General features: G+C 45.0%; 21 protein-coding genes and 2 riboswitches. Of the genes, 10 read left to right on the top strand and 11 right to left on the bottom strand.

Going from position 1 to position 23,414, the window contains the following annotated elements; translation table 11 throughout:
* The coding region (locus B2248_RS14545; RefSeq protein WP_286723322.1) for a sodium-translocating pyrophosphatase at positions 1-1,850 on the bottom strand (1,850 nt) is incomplete at its 3' end.
* Between the two features lie 148 nt (positions 1,851-1,998).
* Between B2248_RS14545 and B2248_RS14540 the strand changes: the two genes are divergently transcribed.
* From B2248_RS14540 to clpA, 6 genes are all read left to right on the top strand, one after another.
* A complete protein-coding gene (locus tag B2248_RS14540; protein WP_273179510.1) occupies positions 1,999-2,790 on the top strand; it encodes a sulfite exporter TauE/SafE family protein in 792 nt (263 codons plus the stop codon).
* Between the two features lie 167 nt (positions 2,791-2,957).
* Positions 2,958-3,497: an inorganic diphosphatase gene (gene ppa / locus B2248_RS14535; protein WP_007144738.1), complete on the top strand. Its 540-nt coding sequence runs from the start codon at positions 2,958-2,960 to the stop codon at positions 3,495-3,497.
* A 73-nt stretch (positions 3,498-3,570) separates the two neighbouring features.
* Complete coding sequence (gene serB, locus B2248_RS14530; protein ID WP_273179508.1) at positions 3,571-4,416, top strand: phosphoserine phosphatase SerB; 846 nt, start codon at positions 3,571-3,573, stop codon at positions 4,414-4,416.
* Between the two features lie 74 nt (positions 4,417-4,490).
* Positions 4,491-4,802 carry a Grx4 family monothiol glutaredoxin gene (grxD, locus tag B2248_RS14525; protein ID WP_007144740.1) on the top strand — a complete coding sequence of 104 codons (312 nt, stop codon included), beginning with the start codon at positions 4,491-4,493 and terminating at the stop codon, positions 4,800-4,802.
* An 8-nt stretch (positions 4,803-4,810) separates the two neighbouring features.
* Complete coding sequence (gene clpS / locus B2248_RS14520) at positions 4,811-5,137, top strand: ATP-dependent Clp protease adapter ClpS (RefSeq protein WP_007144741.1); 327 nt, start codon at positions 4,811-4,813, stop codon at positions 5,135-5,137.
* Between the two features lie 37 nt (positions 5,138-5,174).
* Positions 5,175-7,439: an ATP-dependent Clp protease ATP-binding subunit ClpA gene (gene clpA, locus B2248_RS14515; protein WP_273179506.1), complete on the top strand. Its 2,265-nt coding sequence runs from the start codon at positions 5,175-5,177 to the stop codon at positions 7,437-7,439.
* Between the two features lie 344 nt (positions 7,440-7,783).
* On the opposite strand, the gene cobO is transcribed toward clpA, so the two are convergent.
* From cobO to B2248_RS14465, 10 genes are read right to left on the bottom strand one after another with little or no spacing between them, the layout of a single operon-like run.
* Positions 7,784-8,392: a cob(I)yrinic acid a,c-diamide adenosyltransferase gene (gene cobO, locus B2248_RS14510; protein WP_273179504.1), complete on the bottom strand. Its 609-nt coding sequence runs from the start codon at positions 8,390-8,392 to the stop codon at positions 7,784-7,786.
* A 9-nt stretch (positions 8,393-8,401) separates the two neighbouring features.
* Positions 8,402-9,124: an adenosylcobinamide-GDP ribazoletransferase gene (locus B2248_RS14505; RefSeq protein ID WP_273179502.1), complete on the bottom strand. Its 723-nt coding sequence runs from the start codon at positions 9,122-9,124 to the stop codon at positions 8,402-8,404.
* Positions 9,124-10,185 (bottom strand): nicotinate-nucleotide--dimethylbenzimidazole phosphoribosyltransferase, encoded by a 1,062-nt coding sequence (gene cobT, locus B2248_RS14500; protein WP_273179501.1) that lies wholly within the window; start codon positions 10,183-10,185, stop codon positions 9,124-9,126. Before cobT ends, B2248_RS14505 begins: the two co-directional genes overlap by 1 nt.
* Positions 10,169-10,696 carry a bifunctional adenosylcobinamide kinase/adenosylcobinamide-phosphate guanylyltransferase gene (gene cobU, locus B2248_RS14495; RefSeq protein ID WP_273179500.1) on the bottom strand — a complete coding sequence of 176 codons (528 nt, stop codon included), beginning with the start codon at positions 10,694-10,696 and terminating at the stop codon, positions 10,169-10,171. Before cobU ends, cobT begins: the two co-directional genes overlap by 17 nt.
* Positions 10,693-12,159, bottom strand: a complete 1,467-nt coding sequence (locus tag B2248_RS14490) for a cobyric acid synthase (protein ID WP_273179499.1) — start codon at positions 12,157-12,159, stop codon at positions 10,693-10,695. The genes cobU and B2248_RS14490 overlap by 4 nt, the downstream gene beginning before the upstream one ends.
* Positions 12,149-13,144, bottom strand: coding sequence for a threonine-phosphate decarboxylase CobD (gene cobD / locus B2248_RS14485; RefSeq protein ID WP_273179498.1), 996 nt, complete (start codon positions 13,142-13,144; stop codon positions 12,149-12,151). Before cobD ends, B2248_RS14490 begins: the two co-directional genes overlap by 11 nt.
* Positions 13,137-14,045, bottom strand: a complete 909-nt coding sequence (cbiB, locus tag B2248_RS14480; protein ID WP_273179496.1) for an adenosylcobinamide-phosphate synthase CbiB — start codon at positions 14,043-14,045, stop codon at positions 13,137-13,139. The genes cobD and cbiB overlap by 8 nt, the downstream gene beginning before the upstream one ends.
* A complete protein-coding gene (gene bluB, locus B2248_RS14475) occupies positions 14,042-14,704 on the bottom strand; it encodes a 5,6-dimethylbenzimidazole synthase (RefSeq protein ID WP_273179494.1) in 663 nt (220 codons plus the stop codon). Before bluB ends, cbiB begins: the two co-directional genes overlap by 4 nt.
* Positions 14,701-15,990, bottom strand: a complete 1,290-nt coding sequence (locus tag B2248_RS14470; RefSeq protein ID WP_273179491.1) for a cobyrinate a,c-diamide synthase — start codon at positions 15,988-15,990, stop codon at positions 14,701-14,703. Before B2248_RS14470 ends, bluB begins: the two co-directional genes overlap by 4 nt.
* A 5-nt stretch (positions 15,991-15,995) precedes the next feature.
* On the bottom strand, positions 15,996-16,577 hold the full coding sequence (locus B2248_RS14465; protein WP_273179488.1) for a hypothetical protein: 582 nt from the start codon (positions 16,575-16,577) through the stop codon (positions 15,996-15,998).
* Between the two features lie 55 nt (positions 16,578-16,632).
* Positions 16,633-16,826, bottom strand: a riboswitch (cobalamin riboswitch).
* A gap of 100 nt (positions 16,827-16,926) precedes the next feature.
* A riboswitch (cobalamin riboswitch) is annotated at positions 16,927-17,119 on the top strand.
* Between the two features lie 61 nt (positions 17,120-17,180).
* Here B2248_RS14465 and B2248_RS14460 point away from each other — a divergent pair.
* The 4 genes from B2248_RS14460 to B2248_RS14445 all read left to right on the top strand — a co-directional run.
* Positions 17,181-19,007 carry a TonB-dependent receptor domain-containing protein gene (locus B2248_RS14460; RefSeq protein WP_273179486.1) on the top strand — a complete coding sequence of 609 codons (1,827 nt, stop codon included), beginning with the start codon at positions 17,181-17,183 and terminating at the stop codon, positions 19,005-19,007.
* A gap of 129 nt (positions 19,008-19,136) precedes the next feature.
* Positions 19,137-20,327 carry an O-succinylhomoserine sulfhydrylase gene (locus tag B2248_RS14455; protein ID WP_273179483.1) on the top strand — a complete coding sequence of 397 codons (1,191 nt, stop codon included), beginning with the start codon at positions 19,137-19,139 and terminating at the stop codon, positions 20,325-20,327.
* Positions 20,328-20,436: 109 nt separating this feature from the next.
* Positions 20,437-22,236 (top strand): vWA domain-containing protein, encoded by a 1,800-nt coding sequence (locus B2248_RS14450; RefSeq protein WP_273179481.1) that lies wholly within the window; start codon positions 20,437-20,439, stop codon positions 22,234-22,236.
* A partial coding sequence (locus B2248_RS14445; protein WP_286723315.1) for a hypothetical protein occupies positions 22,233-23,414 on the top strand: 1,182 nt, incomplete at its 3' end. The genes B2248_RS14450 and B2248_RS14445, both read left to right, overlap by 4 nt.

Genomic DNA, 23,414 nt, shown 5'->3' with positions numbered 1-23,414 from the left:
ATATATTTTTTTGCATTATCCCATGCACCACCGGCGTTAGCCATCATCAGCGCCATCATGACACAGCAGATAAGTGCGCCAGCCAACATGCCACCCAGAGCTTGTGGACCCAGTCCAAAGCCAACGACTACAGGAGCTAATACGGCTAATAATCCAGGTAATATCATCTTATTCAAAGCGGCTTTGGTAGCGATATCAACACAGCGGGCAGTATCGGGCTTAGCCGTTCCCTCTAATAAGCCTGGAATCTCTTTAAACTGACGACGAATCTCGCGAATCATGTCAAAGGCAGCATCACCGACAGCGGTCATGGTCAGCGCGCTGACCAAAAATGGGAATATACCGCCCAGGAACATGCCCATCAGTACCAGCGGGTTGTTTAACAATAAAACAAAGTTGCTGTCACCATGGCTGATCGTTTCAATGTAAGCACTGATAATGGCCAATGCAGCCAGTGCCGCAGCCCCTATGGCAAAGCCTTTACCAATGGCGGCTGTGGTATTACCCAGCTCATCAAGTGAGTCAGTAATATCCCGGGTGTTTTTACCCATTTCCGCCATTTCAGCAATACCGCCTGCATTGTCGGCAACTGGACCATAAGCATCAATCGCCATAGTAATCCCCACCGTTGCCAGCATACCAACCGCAGCAATAGCGACACCATAAAGTCCGGCGACATAACTGGCTGAAAAAATAATCGCGGCAATGGTGATAACAGGGATAGCCACAGATTGCATGCCTAAGGCGAGTCCGGAAATCATAATGGTGGCAGGGCCGGTTTCACCACTTGCTGCCAATTTCTTTATGGGAGCACCACCAGTGTAATACTCGGTCACCAAACCAATAATGATGCCACCCAGTGCACCGGATAACACGGCAATCCATAACTCCCCAGCGCCGCCCATCAGTCCAATTAACCACCAGGCAGTGACTATAAAAAGAAGTGATGCGCCAATGGTACCGATTCTTAATGCAACACTCGGGGCTTGTTGTGAAAATAGCTTTACACTGAGAATGCCCAATATCGAGCAAATAAGCCCTGCAGAGGCCAACGCCAGAGGCAGAAACATCAGTGTAGATTTTTCACTGGCGAGTTGATTGACGGCAACAAGCCCCATGGTGGAGGCAATCGTAATACTGGCAATAATGGCACCGCAGTAGGATTCAAAAATATCGGAGCCCATACCTGCAACATCCCCAACATTGTCGCCCACGTTGTCAGCAATAACCCCAGGATTACGGGGATCATCTTCGGGGATACCGGCTTCGACCTTGCCCACTAAGTCAGCACCGACATCAGCCGACTTGGTATAGATGCCACCGCCCACTCTTGAAAATAAGGCGACTGAAGAAGCACCCATGCCAAAGCCATGAATAATGTGTGTGGTCTGGGGATCATGACCATACAGCAGGTAGAGAAAGCCTAAACCCAGTAAGCCCATGGCTGCCACAGTGAGTCCCATGATTGAACCACCGGAGAAAGCAACGGATAAAGCGGCTGAGGTACCTTGATTCTGTGCGGCAACCGCTGTTCTGACATTGGCTTTGGTGGAGGCATACATGCCGATGAATCCGGCGCAGGCGGAGCACATAGATCCAATAAAAAATGCAAACGCACTTGGCCAACCTAAATTAGAGAACCCCAACGCTAAGATACACAATAAGCAAAAAATCGCTAACCGCGAATATTCTGCTTTCATAAAGACCATGGCTCCCAGATGAATCTGATCACCGATATCGACGACTTTACCTGTCCCAGCAGGTTTTTTCAGGATCGAGATATAAAGAAATAAAGCACAAAGTAAACCGAAAATACCAAGAATGATTGGAACATAGCTGAGCGATGCCATAGAATTCCCTCTCTTCATTACAAACTGTGGGCGTGAAACACGTTTATTATGGTTTTTCTACCTTTTATACGCGCCTGACATATTCAAGTAAAGTCAAAGACTTATCTTATTGATTTGCCCAGTTGGAACGAAATAGAGAGTACCCTTTATGGCAGAATGGATTGGCTATCTAATTGCAGGTTTGGTGTCTGGTTTACTGGCCGGTTTGTTTGGTATCGGTGGCGGACTGATCATTGTGCCTATTCTTATGCTGGTTTTTGGCTGGCAGGGTATGTCATCTGACATTGCGATTCATGTGGCTATTGCTACTTCATTAATGACGATTAGTGTTACCTCAATCTCCTCTATGTTAGCTCACCACAAATATGAAACAACGCAATGGCACTTGGTGAAAAAACTGGCGCCAAGCCTTGTATTAGGTAGCTTTGCCGGGGCCTATATTGCCAGTTCCATGCCTAGCCATATTTTAAAGATATGGTTTGGGGTATTTGCTTTGTTGGTAGCAGTAAAAATGTGGTTGCCGCCACCTAAATCTGTCTCAACTAAGTTTTTAGCAGCCCCGAGTATTTTTTCTGCTGGTTTAATTACTGGTATTGTCTCCGCTATGGTTGGAATTGGTGGTGGTTCACTGGTTGTGCCATACATGGTGATGAGTGGACTTTCTATGCAACGTGCGGTGGGAACTGCGGCGGCGTGTGGTTTGCCAATTGCCTTAAGTGGGGCTGCTGGCTACATATTGATTGGCTCCCAACTCGAACATGTTGATGGGCAGTGGCAGAGCGGCTTTGTTCACTGGCAAGCCTTTTTAGGGATTATTGCCACCAGTGTCTGGGTTGCACCGATTGGCGCAAAATTAGCCAAGACGTTACCAAGCCATATCCTGAGTCGTTTATTTTCACTATTTCTTTTTGCATTAGCTGCGTTCTTTCTCGTTCGCTAATTGAGTGACTTGCTGGGTTTATCGCTTAATGGATTTAGCGCGTGACATAAAGTCAGATTGGCGATGTTATGAAGAATAATGCTTATTCACTTGCTGAGAGTTTAACCTGAAGGGCTTTTCTTCTATAATCAGCGACTTTGTTTATTTGCTATCTGGAGCATAACCCTATGAATCTCGACCGTGTTGGTTCAGGCAAAAATTTGCCAACAGACATCAATGTCATTATTGAAATCCCTTCACATTCTGATCCTGTGAAATACGAAGTTGATAAAGAAACCGGGGCACTTTTTGTTGACCGTTTCATGAATACTGCGATGTTTTATCCATGCAACTATGGTTATGTTCCACACACGTTGTCTGATGACGGTGATCCGGTTGATGTATTGGTTGTCAGCCCGTACGCGTTAATCAGTGGTTCAGTGGTCAGTTGCCGTCCTGTGGGCATGTTAAAAATGACTGATGAGTCTGGTGAAGATGCCAAAATTATCGCCGTGCCACACGATAAAATGTACGATGATGTGAAAGATATTAATGACTTACCAGAACGTCTGTTGAATCAACTTTCACATTTCTTTGAACACTACAAAGATTTAGAAAAGAACAAATGGGTCAAAGTTGAAGGCTGGGTGGGTAAAGCTGAAGCTGAAACTGAAATTGTGGCCAGTGTTGAACGTTTTAAATCAGCACCTGTTAAACCCCAATTTTAAATCTGACTGATTTACAATGATTCGGCGAGCTGAGTTTTCAGCTCGCCGTTTTTTTATCTAGTGCGGAAACATCATGACAACACTGGTACTGCAAGGCAAAACTCTCACTCACGAACTGGCAGAGCAGATCGCCCATCAATATTCTGGTCAGTTTAACTGGTATAAACACTATGTGACGGTGACTCATGTCTCTGGCATTGATGCTGAGGCTATGCATCAGCTTCGTCAGCAATATGATTTCGATATTAATCTGATACCAGAGCAATTTGATCATCGTGCCGCTAAACTTCTTGTCACCGATATGGATTCAACCTTGATCACCATCGAGTGTATTGATGAAATCGCTGACTTTATGAACCTAAAACCCGAAGTCGCAGCGATTACAGAATCAGCGATGCGAGGCGAAATAGACTTCGAAACTTCACTTCGCAAGCGAGTGTCCTTATTGAAAGGTCTGGATGTTGAGGTTCTTGAACGAGTTTATGATGAACGTTTGCGATTGAGTCCAGGGGCAGAGTTGATGGTGACGACACTTAAACAACATGGCTTTAGCCTGGCATTAGTATCGGGTGGCTTCACCTTTTTTACCGATAGATTAAAACAGCGTTTAGGGCTTGATTTTGCTCAGGCCAATAAGCTGGCAGAAAAAGACGGCAAACTCACTGGAGAAGTTGACGGCGATATTTGTGGCGCACAAACCAAAGCCGATTTTCTGTTGTCATGTTGTGACAAAATGAACATTGTCGCTGAGCAAACAATAGCGGTGGGGGATGGGGCAAATGATTTATTAATGATGGAGCCAGCTGGTTTGAGTGTGGCCTATCATGCTAAACCGAAAGTGCAGCAGCAGGCGGCGACAGCAATAAATCATAATGGGCTGGATGCGATTCTTGGCTTATTGCAGCTTGAATATAACTAGCCTAAGCTTGAAAACTATAAAAGCATCCCCATCTCATCAGACATAATAAATTTCAAAACTACGAGGATTAAAGAATGGAAGTAATGGAAAAAATTACACAGGCGATTCAATCAAACCCGGTCATTTTGTTTATGAAAGGGACGCCTGAGTTTCCACAATGTGGTTTTTCAAGCCGGGCTTCTCAAGCCATATCTGCGTGTGGTGCAGAATTTGCTTATGTGAATGTATTGGCAGAGCCAGATGTGCGTGAAAATCTGCATCGTTATGCAGATTGGCCAACCTTCCCACAACTGTATATTAAAGGTGAATTAGTGGGTGGTTGTGACATTATTATGGAGCTGTATGAAAACGGCGAATTACAAAAAATGATTGATGAAGCGAGCTAAAAAAGGGCATGAGTCAGGAAAATGATCACGAATGGAACAACGACAATGAATATGCCGTTGCTCCAGCAAAGCCAGACTTGAAGCAACCACCCAAGTACCGGGTGATTATGCTAAATGATGACTACACGCCAATGGATTTTGTGATTGAAGTCCTCGAAAACCTTTTTGGCATGGGGCGTGAGCGTGCTACACGCACCATGCTTCAAGTGCATACCGAAGGTAGTGCCTTGTGTGGTATTTTTACCTATGAGATAGCTGAAGCGAAAGTCGAACAGGTCAACAGCTATTCTCAAAGCCACGGTCATCCATTGCAGTGTACGATGGAAGAGGAATGACCTAGTTCGATATCCAACCAATAAGGTGGAACGTAACATGTTAAGTAAAGAGCTCGAACAAACCCTCAGCCAAGCATTTAATTATGCTCGCCAACGTGCTCATGAGTTTCTTACCGTTGAGCATCTCTTATTAGCGCTGCTGGAAAATGGTCAGGCACTGGCCGTATTGAAGGCGTGCGAAGTAGATATCACTGTTTTACGACAGGAACTAAGCGATTTTCTGGCTGATAATCTACCGACACTCGCTGAGGATAGTGAGCGCGAAACTCAACCAACGCTGGCATTCCAACGTATTCTACAGCGCGCTGTGATGCATGTTCAGTCATCAGGTGGTTCTGAGGTGACTGGGGCAAACGTTCTGGTGTCGATCTTTTCTGAACAACAATCTCAAGCCGTTTACTTATTGCAAAAGCAGGATGTCACACGTTTGGATGTCGTCAATGCGATTAGTCATGGCGATGTTGAGGATAATGCTGCTACATCAGAATCAGAAGCTAAAGTAGAAAGCGAAGATGTTTCTGATGAGGATAAAAGTCCTCTGACATTGTATGCCGAAAATCTGAATGCAGCCGCCATCAAAGGTAAAATCGATCCGCTTGTTGGTCGTGCCCATGAATTAGAACGTACGCTACAAATCCTGTGTCGTCGTCGTAAAAATAATCCTTTATTTGTCGGTGAAGCAGGGGTCGGTAAAACAGCTCTGGCTGAAGGTTTGGCAAGACGCATTGTTCATGGTGACGTGCCTGAAGTGTTAGCAGAAACCACCATTTATTCTTTAGATATGGGCGCACTGGTTGCCGGTACAAAATACCGGGGTGATTTTGAAAAACGTCTGAAAGCCTTATTACGTGAATTGAAAAAGCAGCCACACGCGATTTTGTTTATCGATGAAATCCATACCATGATTGGTGCAGGTAGTGCAGGTAATAGCACGATGGATGCGGCTAACTTATTAAAACCGTTATTAGCCAGTGGTGAACTGAAGTGTATTGGTTCAACTACCTATCAGGAATACCGGGGTATTTTTGAGCATGATCGCGCTTTAGCACGTAGGTTCCAGAAGATTGATCTGCCAGAACCTAGTGTGGCTGAAACCATTGAAATTTTGAAAGGCCTTAAACCTGGTCTGGAAGAGCACCACAATGTGCGTTACTCCAATGCGGCGATTGAACAGGCTGCTGAGTTGGCGCATCGTCATATTAATGATCGCTTCCTGCCAGACAAGGCGATTGATGTGTTAGACGAAGTCGGTGCCGCTCAGCGTATTGCACCGAAGTCTAAACGTAAAAAACTGATCGGTGTGAATGATGTGCAGGCTATCGTGGCGAAAATTGCACGTATTCCTGCGAAAACGGTGTCCAATGCTGACAAGGATAATCTGCGTAAACTGGAAGATAATCTTAAACGCGTTATCTTCGGACAGGATGAAGCGATTTCGGCTTTGGGTTCTGCGATTAAAATGGCGCGTTCAGGCTTGGGCCATCCAGAAAAACCGACAGGTGCCTTCTTGTTTGCAGGTCCTACCGGTGTAGGTAAAACCGAAGTCACACGTCAGTTAGCTCACAATCTGGGTGTTGATCTGATTCGTTTTGATATGTCGGAATATATGGAAAGCCATACCGTATCAAGACTCATTGGCGCACCTCCTGGTTATGTTGGTTTTGATCAAGGCGGTCTGTTAACGGATGCCATCATCAAACAACCTCACGCAGTGCTGTTGTTAGATGAAATTGAGAAAGCGCATCCTGATGTGTTTAATCTGTTACTACAAGTGATGGATCATGGCACATTGACGGATAACAACGGACGTAAAGCGGACTTCCGTCATGTCGTGTTAGTGATGACAAGCAACGCCGGTGCTGCTGAGATGAGTAAACCATCCATTGGTTTCACCAAGCAGGACAATTTAACCTCTGACGGTAATGAAGCCCTGAAACGTACCTTCACGCCAGAGTTCCGTAACCGTCTTGATGGCATTATTCAATTTAAACCTCTGGATAAGGATGCCATCCTTCGGGTAGCGGATAAAGCGGTATTAGAGCTTGAAATGTTACTTGAAGATAAAAACGTCACTATCGAAGTCAATGATGCGGCTCGCCAATGGCTGGCTGAACATGGTTATGATGTGCAAATGGGCGCTCGTCCTATGGCGAGACTGGTTCAGGAGAAAATCAAACGACCACTGGCTGATGAGCTGTTATTTGGTAAATTGAGTCAGGGTGGTGGACATGTTCGTGTCACGCTAAAAGATGAGGATATTCATCTGGAAATGGACAGTGCAGCGGAAGCGGTTAAATCCTGATTTATCAGTTTCAAAAAGTGAAATAAAAAAAGCCCGGTAGTGAACACTACCGGGCTTTTTGTTTTGTGCTGGTCATTACTCTATGTCAACACTTTTCTACAGAGTTATACACTTGTCTTTTTTCTGTAAAGCTTTTATTAAAAAGTTCCCGTAAGCGACTGATTTTTAATGACAGCATTATAACTTATTGATTTTTAATAATAAAATTATATGGTTATTTTTTAACCATTTTGAGAAGAGCCTTTGTATGAGAGGCACTTAGCGACTAACTCCAAACTTAATCACAGAGTTATCCACAGAAAATGTGAGTAACTTTACAGTTTTATGACAGGGTAAAAATGCGCCTATAATTCGATGCCTTTCTGTGCTTTTATACCGGCACGAAATGCATGTTTAACATCCTCAATACGGCTAACGGTATCTGCTGCCTCTATCACGCTGTCAGGGGCTCCTCGACCGGTGATAATGACATGTTGCATCTCTGGTCTTTGTGCGATGTCATTTAATACTGTTTCGGCATTGAGATATTTCATTTTCAATACGATATTCAACTCATCTAATAAAACGACATCAATTTCTGGATCGTTAAGCATGGCTTTGCAGATTTCCCAGCCTTTTTCTGCGGAAGCAATATCTTGTTCAAGGTTTTGTGTTTCCCAGGTAAAACCATCACCAACCACATGATAAGAAACTTCTTCGGGAAAGCGACGGAAAAATGATTCTTCGCCTGTACTAAAAGCGCCTTTAATAAACTGAACCACACCGACTTTCATGTCATGCCCCAAGGCTCTGGCCACCATCCCAAATCCAGAAGAACTCTTGCCTTTGCCATTACCCGTAATGACTAATAATAAACCTTTGTCTTTTTCTGCTTTTTGAATTTTCTCATCGACCACGCTTTTATGGCGTTGCATACGTTTTTTATGACGTTCACTTTTTTCAGTATCAGACATTGGATTTTCCTAAAACAAAATTAAAAACAATAAAAAGCTGATTTCCAGCAATTCGACCATCGCCCCGGCTGTATCACCGGTAAAGCCATCAAGCCGATGCTCCATCGTGTAGCGAAGTAATAAGAATACGATCAACCCAAGTAACAGCGGTGTGAAACCCAGGCAGAATAATGCGATGACGATGGTGATAAGCAGCATCCATTTCACTTGCTTGACTGGTAGGTACTGTTTTAATACAGCACCAATGCCGTTGGGTCTGACATAGTTAGTCGTCAGAAATAATAATGGCATCGCCGTTCTGGCCAGGATGATGCTCCAGATTAAGGCGGAGGTTTCGCCAGATGAGATAACGATTTCTAGTAAGGCCAGTTTGATTAATAAGCTTAACGCTAATACAACGACCGCAATGGGGCCCGCTGCCGGGTCTTTCATAATCTCCAGCGTACGTTGTTTATTGCCGATACCGCCTAGCCAGGCATCAGCCGAATCAGCAAGACCATCAATATGTAAGCCACCCGTTAATAATACCCAGGCTGTCAGTAATAAAGCAGCACTGAGCAAACTATAGGAAACAGGGAGGACGGATACGAGTCCTGATAAAATTAAGCCGATAATCAAGCCAATAACAGGATAAAAAACTAAGGAACGTCCAAGCTGTTGATCACTTGCACTGGCATAGCTGACCGGAATAATGGTGAGAAATTGAAGGGCTATTTGGAACGATAACCACATTACGTGTCTCCTTTACTGATATTGGCTTGTTCGAATGTGGCCATACCATTGTGTAACAGACAGGCTTGGCGAAGAATGGGAACAGCCACCGCTGCACCACTGCCTTCTCCCAGACGCATATCCAGCTGAAGTAATGGTTTCGCGTCTAAAGCGTTTAAAACCACTTTATGACCGGGCTCAGCACTTTGATGGCTATAAATAAACCAGTCTTTGCATCCTGGCTGCATTCTCTCAGCCGTTAATGCCGCCACCGTACTGATAAAGCCATCTATCAGCACTGGAATACCTTGTTTGGCACAGGTCAGATAAGCACCTACCATGGCAGCGATTTCAAAGCCACCCAATAGCGTAAGTGTCGACAGCGGATCATCATTCAGTTCTGATTGGTGTAATTCAAGTGCACGTTGAATAACCGTGACTTTATGTTGAATACCTTGTTGATCCAGTCCTGTGCCAGGACCTACCACATCGATAGGGTCGCATTTCAGCAGAGCTGAGGCTAAAGCACTGGCGGTAGAGGTATTACCAATCCCCATTTCACCAGCAATATAGAGTTGGGTGTTGTCAATATCACTTAAGACATTATCACGACCAACTAATATCGCCTGTTGGCATTGTTGCTCTGTCATCGCTGGACCCTGACAGAAATTCGCCGTGCCAGCGTCGATACGTTTATCGAATACGCCTGGAATGTCTTCCAATCTGTCTACTGTACCAACGTTGATTACATCGAGTTTTGCCGTTAACTCCTGTGCTAAAACACTGATAGCAGCACCGCCATTGGCAAAGTTTCTGATCATGGCTGCAGTAACGGATTGAGGGAAGGCTGAAACACCTTCAGCCATGATGCCATGGTCTGCGGCATAAACAGTGATATGAACATGCGTCAGGTCCGGAATTTCACTGGCTTGTAAACTAGCCATTTTGACTGCTAAGTTTTCCATCTGTCCGAGAGAGCCGGGTGGTTTAGTCAACTGCTGCTGACGCGCCAGCGCTTTTTGTTCATGCGTCTTATCTACCGCTTTAACTGGTTGTTTGAGCCATTCAGCGAAGCTGTTCATGCAGTTGTCCTTTTAATATATGAGGTAAACCTGCCACGGTTAAGATGACGTTATCGCTCATTTTGGCGATACGCTGATGTAAGACACCAGCCTCATCGCAATAACGACGCGTTAAGTCTCCCAAAGGCATCACGCCCATATTGGTTTCATTACTGACCATAATGATGTGTTTATCAGTGGTTTGCAGCGTATCTAACAACGTTGATATCTGTTCTGTCAGCAGATCGCCTTCAGCTAATAAGAGATTGGTCAGCCACAGGGTTAAACAATCTACCAGTACAACATCCGTTGTTGCTTGGTTTATTGCATCCCCTAGATAAAGCGGCTGTTCAATGGTTGGCCAGTTGTCTGGTCGTTGTTGCTGATGCTGTTTAATCCGTTGTGCCATTTCATCATCATGCGCTTGTGCCGTGGCGATATAACTGACGGATTGGCTGGTGGCGTTTGCCCACTGCTCAGCTAAGTGACTTTTACCTGATTTTGTGCCACCCAGAATTAATGTCTTGGTCATCGTCGGTCCTCAAGAATCTGCATCAACTTTTCTGTGTTCACATGTGTTGCAATCATCTCTGCCAGTTTATTGATGTCATTTTCACGAAGCTGCCAGTAATCGACAGATTGAACATCATCAAGACCTGCCCAAGTCAGTATGGCTTGAGCAGCTTCGTCATGTTCAAATAAACCATGTAGATACGTACCGATAATCTGTCGGTCATCACTGATAGCACCATCCGGACCATGTGATAGTGTCATCAGGGGCGATGCCAGCGCTTTTCCTGTGCTGATACCTGCATGTATTTCATAACCGGATATAGTGACGGCTGAACTATTGATAAGTAATTGTCCTTGATTTTGTCGTAATGTTTTATCGCCGGCTAGCGTTGTTTCCATATCCAGCAAGCCGAGACCATCACTGCTACCAGGCTGACTTTCAATGCCATCAGGATCATGAATCAGTCTGCCAAGCATTTGAAAACCACCACAGATACCCAACACTTTGCCACCATAACGACAGTGTTTAGCTATGGCTTCAGGCCAGCCTTGTTTAATCAGCCACTCTAAATCAGCCCTAACGTGTTTACTGCCAGGCAAAATAATTAGATCTGCCGCCGGGATGGTGTCATCAGGGCCGATAAACTGTAAATTGACTTGAGGATGCAATCTTAATGGGTCGAAATCAGTATGGTTACTGATGCGGGGTAATACCGGCACGATAATATTGAGTTGTTTATCCGATCCCGTTATTTGTTGGGTATTCACCGCATCTTCAGCTTCTAAATGCAAACCATGCAGATAGGGCAAAACACCTAACACCGGTTTACCGGTTTTTTGTTCCAGCCAGTCCAGACCTGCTTGCAATAAACTCATATCTCCGCGAAAGCGATTAATAATAAAGCCTTTAATCCGCGCTTGTTCTGACTCAGATAAACACGACAGCGTGCCGACCAGATGAGCAAACACTCCACCGCGATCAATATCAGCAATCAAAATAACCGGACAATCTACAGCTTCTGCAAAGCCCATATTGGCGATGTCACGATCGCGTAAATTGATTTCTGCTGGTGAGCCCGCACCTTCTACGACAACAAGGTCATAATTCGATTCCAGCCGGTGGTGGGATTCCAGAACCGCCTGCATCGCCGTAGGTTTATAGTCGTGGTAAAAGCGCGCTTCCATATTGGCAACCGCTTTGCCATGAATAATGACCTGAGCACCAGAGTCACTATTAGGCTTGAGTAGCACAGGGTTCATATCAATATGAGGTGCCAGATGACAGGCTTGTGCTTGTACCGCCTGAGCGCGACCGATTTCACCACCTTCTGCGGTCACTGCACTATTGAGTGCCATATTTTGTGGTTTGAACGGCGCAACTTGATAACCTTGTTGTTTAAACCAACGACATAAGGCGGTGACAACGGTACTTTTTCCCGCATCAGATGTGGTGCCCTGAACCATTAATGTTTTATGTTTCATGATCAACTCGTAGCGATTGCAGGGCTTTTTCTAACTGCTGCCATTGCTGTTCATTGGCGGGTAAACCAAAACGCAAACTGGCAGGGGATTCAAATAAGCGGGTCAGAATGGCATTTTTTGCCAGTTTCTTATGTATGTCTTTGGCGGCTGAAAGTTTGACCCACTGAAATAAGTCTGTGCCAGCGGTAGGACTGAGACCATAACGAGTCAGTAATTCCGCCAGACGTGCTGATTGAAACTGAAGTTGCTGGCGGCAGTGTTGTTGCCAGTCGGTATCTTTAAAAGCCTGTATGGTGATATAGCGCGAGGCTGTTGCAATGGGCCACGGGCCCAGGTGTTCTTTCATCTGATCGAGAACGGATTGTTCGGCGATTAAAAAACCAACACGACAACCTGCCAAACCAAAGAATTTACCTACCGATCTCAGGATAAGGAGTCCAGGCATGGCAGGCAGACGACAAAGACTCTTGTCAGGTGATGTATCGATAAAGGCTTCATCTACCACTAGCCAGCCATTATGTTGTTGTAATTGTTGATGCCAGCTTAAAAGTTGTTGTTTTTTGTATTGCCTGCCACTTGGGTTAGTCGGGTTGATGATGATTAGCACATCCGTTTCGGCAAGCAATGAATCAATCTCGTCGTGATGGATGGCCTCAACATCATGACCTGCTTTTTGCCAACTATAAGCATGTTCGGCATAGCAGGGGTGTATGACCTTCACTCTGCAAGGCTCGCGTAATTGCGGTAAAAACTGAATGGCAGCCTGGCTTCCGGGCAGGGCAATTAAACTTTCATTGCCATAATAGTTTGCTGCTGCAGTGAGTAAATCATCATCCTGTTCCGGTAAGCGTTCCCAAACATATTCTGGCAGGGGGGGAACAGGCCAGCCATTGGGATTGATACCGGTAGATAAATCCAACCAATACTCGCTGGCTATGCCGTACTTTTTGATGTAATGGTTGAGTTTGCCACCATGCTCAAGCATAGGAAATCCCTGTGATCACAGTAATGACGGTCAGCCAAAGCAAAAGACTATCTGTCACCAGATGTAAGGCGCGGGGAATATCACTCTCGCTCGCTTCATGGTTGAGGCCAAGCTTAGGACGATCATGCCAGACGCCGTGATAGCGAGCTAAACCGCCCAGCTCAATATTTAATGCGCCTGCACCAGCCGCCATAACTGGACCGGCATTAGGGCTGTCCCATTGTTTAGCCTGTTGTTTCCAGCACTGTAAACCTGACCGGACATTACCCACCAGAGAATAGCTGAGTGCTGTTAAGCGGGCTGGAATAAAGTTCAGCACATCATCAATACGCGCAGCAAAACGGCCAAACAATAAATAGCGCTCTGTTTTATAGCCCCACATGGCATCCAGAGTATTACTGAGACGATAGATAACGACGCCAGGTAATCCTGCCACGATAAACCAAAAGATGGCTGAAAAAATGGCATCGGCGCCATTTTCTAATACAGATTCGATACTGGCTTTAGGAATATGCAGAGTTTCCCTGTCACGGCTGACAATATAGCTGGTATAAGTTTTTGCCCGTTCAATATCACCTTGTTTCAATGCTTCGATGATCGGGGTGACATGGTCATACAAACTCCGATGGCCAATACAAAGGTAAAGTACCAGCACACTAAATAGGGCATTGAGCACGGTAATTTGACTAATAAAATAGGCAATCAAGGCAAAAGGTAAGACGAGTATCATCCAACCGACTAAGCCATTGATAAACTGTTTTTTTTGATTGTGTTCTGATGAATATAATCTGGTTTCAACGAGCTTGGTCAGTCGCCCAAAACCAACCAGCGGATGGCGACGTGTTGGTTCGCCAAGCAACCAGTCAAGCAATACGGCAAGCACGATAAACAGTAAGGTCATAGCTTGGCAGGTTCATCCCATTGGTTTTCATATAAAACCGCCTCCAGCTCAATACCTTGTCGCCAGTTTTCCATTTGTAACATCGGCTCTGGATAAAACTCATTAACATGACCCAGGCAGAGAATAGCGACGGGTGAGGCACCCGAGGGGAGTTTCAGTAATTGTGCCAGTGCCTCAGGTTCAAAAATAGAAACCCAGCCCATGCCCAAACCTTCCACTCTCGCTGCGAGCCACATATTTTGGATGGCACAAGATACCGAGGCCAAATCCATATTCGGCATGGTTCGTCTGCCAAAAATATGTTGTTCACGTTTATCACATAAAGCGACAACCAGGATTTCAGCACAATTATCCATACCCTCGACTTTTAAACGCATAAACTCATCTTCGCGTTCATTCATGGCTTTGGCTGTTTCAATACGTTCCTTTTCCACCAGTGCTTTTATTTTTTCGCGAATAATGGAATCAGTAATTCGAATTATTCGCCAGGGTTGCATCAGGCCGACACTGGGGGCTTGATGAGCCGCGATCAGTAAACGTTTTAATTGTTCTGGATCAACAGGAGCTGGTCGAAAGTGACGCATATCCCGACGTTCTGCTATGGCGCGATAAACGGCTTCTCGTTCTGCTTGTGAAAACTGATGAGGTGAATCACTCATGGCATCAACCACGCTGCAATAAGGTGAGGGTTTGAGTAAAAATAAAAGTGAATATAGCTGGCGGTTAAACGCTGTTGTTGATAGACCACTTCACTGACCGATTTACCATTAGGACACTGTCCGCTTATCTCCGAAACCAGTTCTGTACTGAGTAAAGAATGATGATAGGTGTGGCCTCTGATGGCTGCACCATTGATAGTGACTTCCTGTAATCCGAGAGCCGTCAGTCTCGCCTGAAGTGTGGCTTTGACAGGCAAAATGCCACATAGACTAGCAGTGTTATCCGCTTTATCCGTCAGGGATTCACATAGGTATAACATGCCGCCACACTCAGCGATGATCGGTTTATTGGCATGGTAATGCTGGTGAATAGCTTGAATCATATTGGTGTTTTGACTCAATGTCTCCAGATGTAACTCGGGATATCCACCAGGCAGATACAGGCTATCGATGTCTGGTAATTGTTTGTCTGTTAGTGGCGAGAAAAATATAAGCTCAGCACCTAATGCAGAAAGACAATCCAGATTCGCTTGATAAAGAAAAGAGAAAGCGGCATCCCTGGCAACCCCAATCTTTACACCTTCGAGTAAGAGAGGCAGTGGCTCAACATCAATAAACGGAAAATCAATATCAGGTAATGAAACCGTATTATCAAAGTCAAAAGCGTCCAGAGTATGGCTCAGGCGTTGCTCTAAATCAGTGACTTCATTGGCTTGCTGTAAACCCAAATAACGACTGGGCAGGGCATGTTCAGTTTGTCTGAACAAAGTAGCGAGACAAGGAAGAGTGTTAGGTAAGGCTTTTTTGAGCATATCGGCATGACGTTCACTGCCGACTTTATTAGCAATAACGGCAGCGACACGCGTATCTTTTCGATATTGATCCAAACCGACAGCGATGGCTGCAAAGGTTTGTGCCATGGCACTGGCATCGATCACGGCAAGGATAGGGATACCAAAAGCAGCAGCCAGATCAGCTGTGGAAGGTTCACCATCAAACAAGCCCATCACACCTTCAATCAAAATAATATCGGCTTGTTGCGCCGCTTCTGCTAAAAGTTGCTGACTGTGTTGTTTGCCGACCATCCACAGGTCAAGCTGATAAACAGGGTGACCTGATGCGTATTCTAAAACCATAGGGTCCAGAAAATCTGGACCCACTTTGAATACGCGCACCTTTTTGTTTTGCTGCCGGTAATGTCTTGCTAATACAGCGGTGACCGTGGTTTTACCTTGGCCAGATGCCGGTGCAGCAATGACAACAGCAGCGCATGACTGCGACTGCATCTCTATTAATGCTGTTGATCTGCTCGTTGTGTCGTTGCTGTGAAATGCAGAGACACATGGCAAATCATTGCAACTACCAGATAGAAACTCATTACAGCCAGATTTTTTGGGAAGTACTGAATAAAACGCTGTGTGTATTCAGTGAATGTTGGATCAGGATAACGGCCAGAGAAGAAGTAGAACCCGCCACCACTAAATAATGTGGCTGCAGTGGCTGCTACCAATATACTTCCAACAAGCGGCAATAAGGTGGCTGCATTAAATTGATATTTTGATGCATACCAGCGTCCAGCCATCCATAAGCTGCCATAAGCAGGAATCAGAAAACCGTAAGCAGGAGACATGCAGAAACTAGTGCTTAATTGACCACCGCCCAACAACACACTGGCGATATCGAGACCAGCAGCCATTACTAGAAATACAGGAAACCAGGCAGCTGAACTCAGGTAAAGACCGGCTAGGAAAAAGATAGCCCATGATGCACTCGGTAACGCGTCGACAGAAGCAAAATGATGACCTCGGGTCATGAACATTAAAAGTGCTAAAAGACCAGCAATAATGAGTTGCTGAGAACGAGATAAGGTCATGATGTGATTCTCCAGTGTGCCCACCCGCACACAATAGGTTTTGAATTTGCCAGTTGGCACGTTTTATTTTCAGGCCGGTCTCCGGACTTGTGAGTTTTGCCTGATAAACACCTTCCCATACAGCGCTGTACAGTGGCATAACGTTTATCTCATCTCACTTACCGTTGCGGGGGCAGTGTCGGCATTATCTAGTGATGCACCGACTTCCCGTTTACTTGCGTTAGCAACACCTAAAACACGCGATAGAATAAGGATTAATGCCACATATTGTCAATTTGCCGTATAGGAATGAGGCGTCATTGTCGCTATAGTTGACATAGTCAGTTTGACGGATGGATGCGCAGCCATTACTATGCGCGGCTCTTCAGGTGCTCTGTTTATGCAGAGTTAAACGGGAAGTTGGTGACAAATCCAACACTGCCCCCGCAACGGTAAACGTTGAAAAGCACATCATTAAGCCACTGCGAATGTCGTGGGAAGGCGATGTGTCAGGCGATAGCCACAACGTAAGTCCGGAGACCGGCCTGAGGTTTCGTAACAACACAATGTGTTGTGACCCTATTAACCCTGGATCGCGGGTGAGCGTATCCTCAGGAGACAATTATGACCTTGTTTTCAAAGGCGTTGCCTTTGCGTGCGTGCACGCGTCTTTCAGCATTTACGCTGATTTCTTCTTTACTTTCTTTACCTGTTATAGCCAGTGATGAACTAGATTCCATCACCGTTACTGCAAACCGTATGCCTACGGAAAATGCGTTGGCGCCGACTACGGTGATCACAGAAGCTGATATTGAAAAACTTCAGATTCAAGATTTGGCTACACTTCTGTCACGTTTTCCGGGTATTGACATGACTCAGAATGGTGGTTTGGGTAAGACAAGTGGTATTTCAATCCGCGGAACAAACTCTGATCACGTGCTTGTTTTAGTTGATGGCGTTAAATGGTATTCAGCCACATCTGGTTCGTCAGCATTACAAGATTTCCCTGTTAGCCAAATTGAACGTATTGAAATTGTCCGCGGGCCTCGAGCTGGGCTTTATGGCTCTGAAGCCATAGGTGGTGTGATCCAAATCTTCACTAAAAGCGGTTCAATTAGTAAACCTACGCCAAATTTTACGGTGTCTGCTGGTACCAAAAACACTCTCAGAAGCCAAGCTGGCGTAAGTGGTGGAAACGAAACGACCAAATATAATCTTAGCTATAGCTACGATACAACCAATGGCATCAACGCTAGAGAAGATCGTAACCCTGATCATGACGGTTACCGTAATCAAAGTGTATCGTTAAAAGTCAATCAACAGTGGATAGAAAACTGGTCAACGGATGTTAATCTGCTTCGTTCAAATGCACGTAATCACTATGATGGATCTAGTGTAAATAAAAATTACGTCACCGATACCGTTCAACAAATTCTTGGGCTTAATAACAATATCTCAGTAAACGATACATGGTCTATGAGTTTTGGCCTTTCTGAGTCGCGTGATCGTTCTCAAAATTATGTCGATGATGAGATAACCACAAATTACAATACACGTCATCGTTATGCCGGCTGGATAAATCATCTTAGATTAAATGCTCAGCATCGAGTCAATATTGGCTTCGAGTATGAGAATGACAAGATTGATAGTTCTGATACTTATGTCTCTGATTCTCGTGACAATAAAGCTGTTTTTGCTAGCTGGGATGCTGAGCTTGATAAAAACAGCTGGCTTCTGAGTGCTCGTCATGACGATAATGAATCATTCGGCCATGAAACAACAGGAACAGCTGATTATGGTTACCAGTTGAGTGATGAGTTAAAGTTGACCGCTAATGCCGGAACTGGCTTCAAGACCCCGACATTTAACGATCTCTACTATCCATTAGATAGTTTTGGGTTTCAAGGCAATCCTGATCTGAAACCAGAAAAATCGACCTCGTATGGTATTGGGTTGGAAGGCACACCAAGCTGGGGAAGATGGGCCATCAATACCTACAAAAACAAGATCAGAAACCTGATAGTTTGGGATACATCGCCATCTAATGTCGACGTGGCTAAGATCAAAGGTGTTGAGTTTGAAGTCACAACAAGCCTTGCAGATTGGCAAGTGTCAGCGGATGCTTCATTTTTGCAACCAGAGGATGACAAAACAGGGAATGTTTTGCCCAGAAGAGCAAAACGTTTAGCCAATATGCATCTGGATCGTAATTGGGGGGACTGGTCCACCGGCGCGAGCTGGAAGTTGAGAGGGCATAGCTATGATAAAGCGGATAATAAAAAGCGTCTTGGCGGTTATGGGCTCCTGGATTTACGTGTTGCCTATAAAGTGGATCCAGACTGGACAGTCAGGTTAACAGGCCAAAATATGTTAAATAAAGACTATCGAACCGTTGATGAATATTACAGCTTGGGTCGTACTGTAATGTTGTCACTGAGTTACCAACCTTAAAAGTCTATAGGTTGAATAAAAATACCCGAACATGTTTCGGGTATTTTTTTGCCTGAAACATCAGGATTCATCTGGTCAGTAGCCCGCTAAAAATATAGAATTGTCACATCTTTTTTATGTTGAACTCCCATGACAGATAAATATGACAATAAAGGCTTTGCGACAAAAGCCGTCCGCGTTGGCCACAAAAGAACGGCCGAATCTGAACAATCTGAACCTATATTCCCAACGTCCAGCTTTGTCTTCGAAAGTGCAGAGCAAGCTGCAGCACGATTTGGTGGTGATGAGCCGGGTAATATCTATTCTCGTTTTACTAATCCCACCGTTCGGACATTTGAACAGCGTCTAGCCGCCCTTGAAGGTGGTGAGTCCTGTGTTGCTACATCATCTGGCATGTCAGCTATTCTGTCGACGATGATGGCCTTATTATCAGCCGGTGACCATATCGTGTCGTCGATGAGTATTTTTGGCACTACACGTGTTTTGTTTGATAAATATTTATCCAAGTTTGGTGTCAGCACCAGCTACGTGAAATTGATTGATTTGGATGACTGGAAAGCCGCCATTACGCCAGAAACAAAAATGCTGTTTTTGGAAACGCCTTCCAACCCCATGAATGAAATTGCAGACTTAGAAGCACTCTCTGAGCTGGCTAAAGCCAATGACTGTTTATTGATTGTCGATAACTGTTTCTGCACACCGGCATTACAACGACCGTTGGAGTTTGGCGCTGATATCGTGGTGCATTCAGCCACTAAATACATTGATGGCCAGGGCCGTTGTATTGGTGGTGCGGTGGTTGGCGATGCTAAACGTGTTGGTGAAGAGGTATATGGTTTCTTGCGTACAGCAGGGCCGACGATGAGTCCATTTAATGCGTGGACATTCCTGAAAGGTCTGGAAACGCTGGATTTGAGAATGAAAGCGCATTCTGCATCAGCACTTGAGGTGGCAAGCTGGCTGGAGTCGCAACCTTTAGTGAGCCATGTGTTTTATTCAGGTTTGCCCTCACATCCACAGCATACGCTGGCTAAGAAACAACAGTCAGCATTTGGTGGCATTATTGCCTTTGAAATCAAAGGTGGTAAGAAGGATGCGTGGACATTAATCAATTCACTGGAATGGCTTTCCATCACAGCGAATTTAGGTGATAGCAAAACCACCATCACTCATCCTGCAACCACAACGCACGGGCGCTTGTCTGAAGAAGCCCGTGCTGCGGCCGGTATTACCGATGGTATGTTACGCATCTCTGTCGGCCTCGAAAGTGTGGATGATATTAAAGCGGATTTAGCCCGCGGATTTGCCGGGATTAAATAACGGCACAAAACCTGCATAGCCCTGCCTACATTGGTGTGGCTGTCAAAAAAATGTCTTTAAAAAGCCTAAAGACAGAGGCCTGACAGCATAATGAACAAGGTAGATTGCTATGTTAGATTTATTAAAGATCGCATTGCCATTAGTGTTGCTGGCAACCATGCCAGCACGTCAATCACAAGCGGCTGAAACCCCCAGTAGTGATGTTCGTGTTGTGATAGACGTTTCAGGCAGCATGAAAAAGAATGATCCTAAAAACCTCCGTGCGCCCGCGCTGAGAATGCTGGTGGGATTAATGCCAGACGATGCTAATGCAGGGGTTTGGACGTTTGCCAAAATGGTCAACATGCTGGTGCCCTGGCAAAAAGTAGATGATGACTGGCGGCAGAAAGCCATAGAGAAATCATCCAAAATACATTCTCTTGGCTTGTACACCAATATTGAATTAGCACTACAGAAAGCTACCAAAACCGGAATACAAAATAATCCCAAACAACGTCAAAGCTTAATTTTATTATCGGATGGTTTTGTAGACTTACAACCCGGCCAAAAAGCCAGTGAAGCATCCCGCCAACGGATTCTGAATGATATTGTGCCGAAGTTAAAAGCGGCGAATCTGGCCGTTCATACTATTGCCTTGTCAGATAATGCCGATCATGAATTATTAAAAGCTATCTCGATGGAAACCGATGGTTGGTACCAACAAGCTAATACGGCAGATGATTTACAACGTATTTTCTTACATATGTTTGAGAAAGCCACACAGCCTGATACCGTTCCACTCGCGGATAATCAATTCAAAATTGATAGTAGTGTCAATGAAATGACAGTGCTAGCGTTTCGTAAACCAGGCTCCGCGGAGACGCAACTGAAATCACCCGACGGTAAAACGCTCACCGAACTGGACCAATCAGAGAAAATACGTTGGTTACACGAAGATAGCTTTGATTTGATTACCATCGAAAATCCTGTTACGGGAGAGTGGCGCATTGATGCCCAACTCGATCCTGATAATCGGGTGATGGTAGTAACAGATATGAAACTGCAAACCAGTGATTTACCCAATAATGTGCTTAAGGGCGAAAAATTCGACTTTCATGCCACCCTGACTGACCACGGTAAAGCGATTACCCGAAAAGACTTTCTTGAATTAGTCGATGGCTCACTCAAGCAAAATTCAGAGCAGGGAGAGAAGCAACTATCGATGACGCTGGATCCACAAAAAAGTCAGTTTAATGCGACTTTGGGTGAGGAGTTTACTGCTGGAAGACAAGATGTCATTGTGACACTGAAAAGTGCCACATTTGAACGTCAGAGACGTCAAAGTATCAATGTGATTGCAGCACCTTATTATGTTGAGACTGAACGTTTGCCTGGAGATAATCGAAGCCATCGTATTCAAGTTCAGGTTGAACCCACACTCATTAAACCGGATTCCCTGTCGATAAAAGCCTTATTAAGGGAAGAAAATGGTAGCGAGTGGCCTTACGACATGCAGAAAACCGATACCAATAATTGGCAACTGACATTAACTGAGCTGACCAACGAGGCAAACTATGAGTTATCGCTTCAGTTACGTGGTGAAACGCCTGAAGGGCGACCTGTGTTTTTACAGGCAGAACCCATTAAATTAAAAGATGAATTAACTGCAGAAAAACCCGCTGAGTTATTTGATGAAGAACTGACTCCAATATTGGATCCGATTACCGGGGAAGATGAGGCGAATGTCGATATCATGCCATTGGATGATGACTTGCTGTTAGACGACAGTGACAATAGTTCAGATACCTCAATGTCAGATAACACCAAACTCTTGATCGGTAATGCCATTATCGTGTGTTTATTGATTGCTGGTGTGATTTGGTGGCGCAGACAGAATGCAGCCACCATGGCGGTAGGAGATATGCTTTGATAAATCTAACCGATCCAATGCTGGAGTTTTTGGCTTACGAACTGGCACTTGTTTTTGCCATTATCGCGGGCATTCTGCTGGTCAGTAACCGAAGAAAACAACGTAAAGTCCACAACGCCAGTAGTAATGCTGTAAAAAAGATTAAACGCAACAGGGAAGTCAGAGAACAGAACCTGAGCCAGGTTCTACAAGAAAAATATGGCCTGAGTGACGAAGCGCTAAAGGTAGAAGTTAATGACTTTCTGGAACGTGAACGCCGTATTCAAAAAAGTCTTGTAAAAACCTATATCGAACAGGATTCCAATGCTTTCCTGAATATCCCGGACCTGATAGAACAAGCCGTTGACGCCGCCTTGAATATTGAACCTGTCGGTTCTCATTCAGCACCGCATCAAGCAGAAAAACAAGCGTCAACGGAAGCTGATCTACAACAACAAATCGATCATGCTGCGCAAACAATGGAGCGTTTACTCAGCCAGTATCAACAATTGACGGGCGCTGCGGCTATTGCTGGTGCGGCAGCCTTACCTCAAACAGAGGAAAATGATGCTGTCATTGATGAGGACAGCAGCGAATCAAACGTTACAGCAGAAGTTGATCAATCTTCAGAACCCGTTGAAGAGCAAGCCTTTGGTGATGAACATGTTGAAGACGTTGCCTTTAATGAACAGGCTGATGAGACCGCTGCTGCCATTGAGGAAGAGCCAGCTTTCATTCCTGTTTCTGATGAAATTACCGATACTGAAACACAGGTGGTCTCTGAGTCATCAGCTGAAGAGCCATTGTTAAGTAATGATGAGCTTGATGCTTTACTCGACGGCGAAGATTTCTCACTCGAAGATGAAAACAGCGATACTGCTGAGCCAGGTGAGACAAATGAGCTCTCTGATGCTGAAACAGTGGCTGAACCTGCTTATGTGGTTGAAATCAATGGTGATGGTGACGAACCTAGCTCGGTTCAACAACAAGATCTGACTGAGGAAGAACTTAAGCGTTTTACTGAAATTAGTGACGATATTGAAATTCCGGGTGCTGTGGATGATATTTTGGCGTCACTGCAAGACACCGAAGAGAACCTGCAACCGTCAGTTGAGACTGCTTCAGCTACTGAAATCGACAACGATGATATTGATCAGTTATTAGCACAGCAAGATACTATTGCAGAGCCAGAGCCAGAG

This window comes from Methylophaga sp. UBA2012, assembly GCF_002335235.1.
GTDB lineage: Bacteria > Pseudomonadota > Gammaproteobacteria > Nitrosococcales > Methylophagaceae > Methylophaga > Methylophaga thalassica.
Note: the sequence above shows the minus strand (reverse complement) of the source record. Positions and strands in the feature narration are given on the sequence as shown.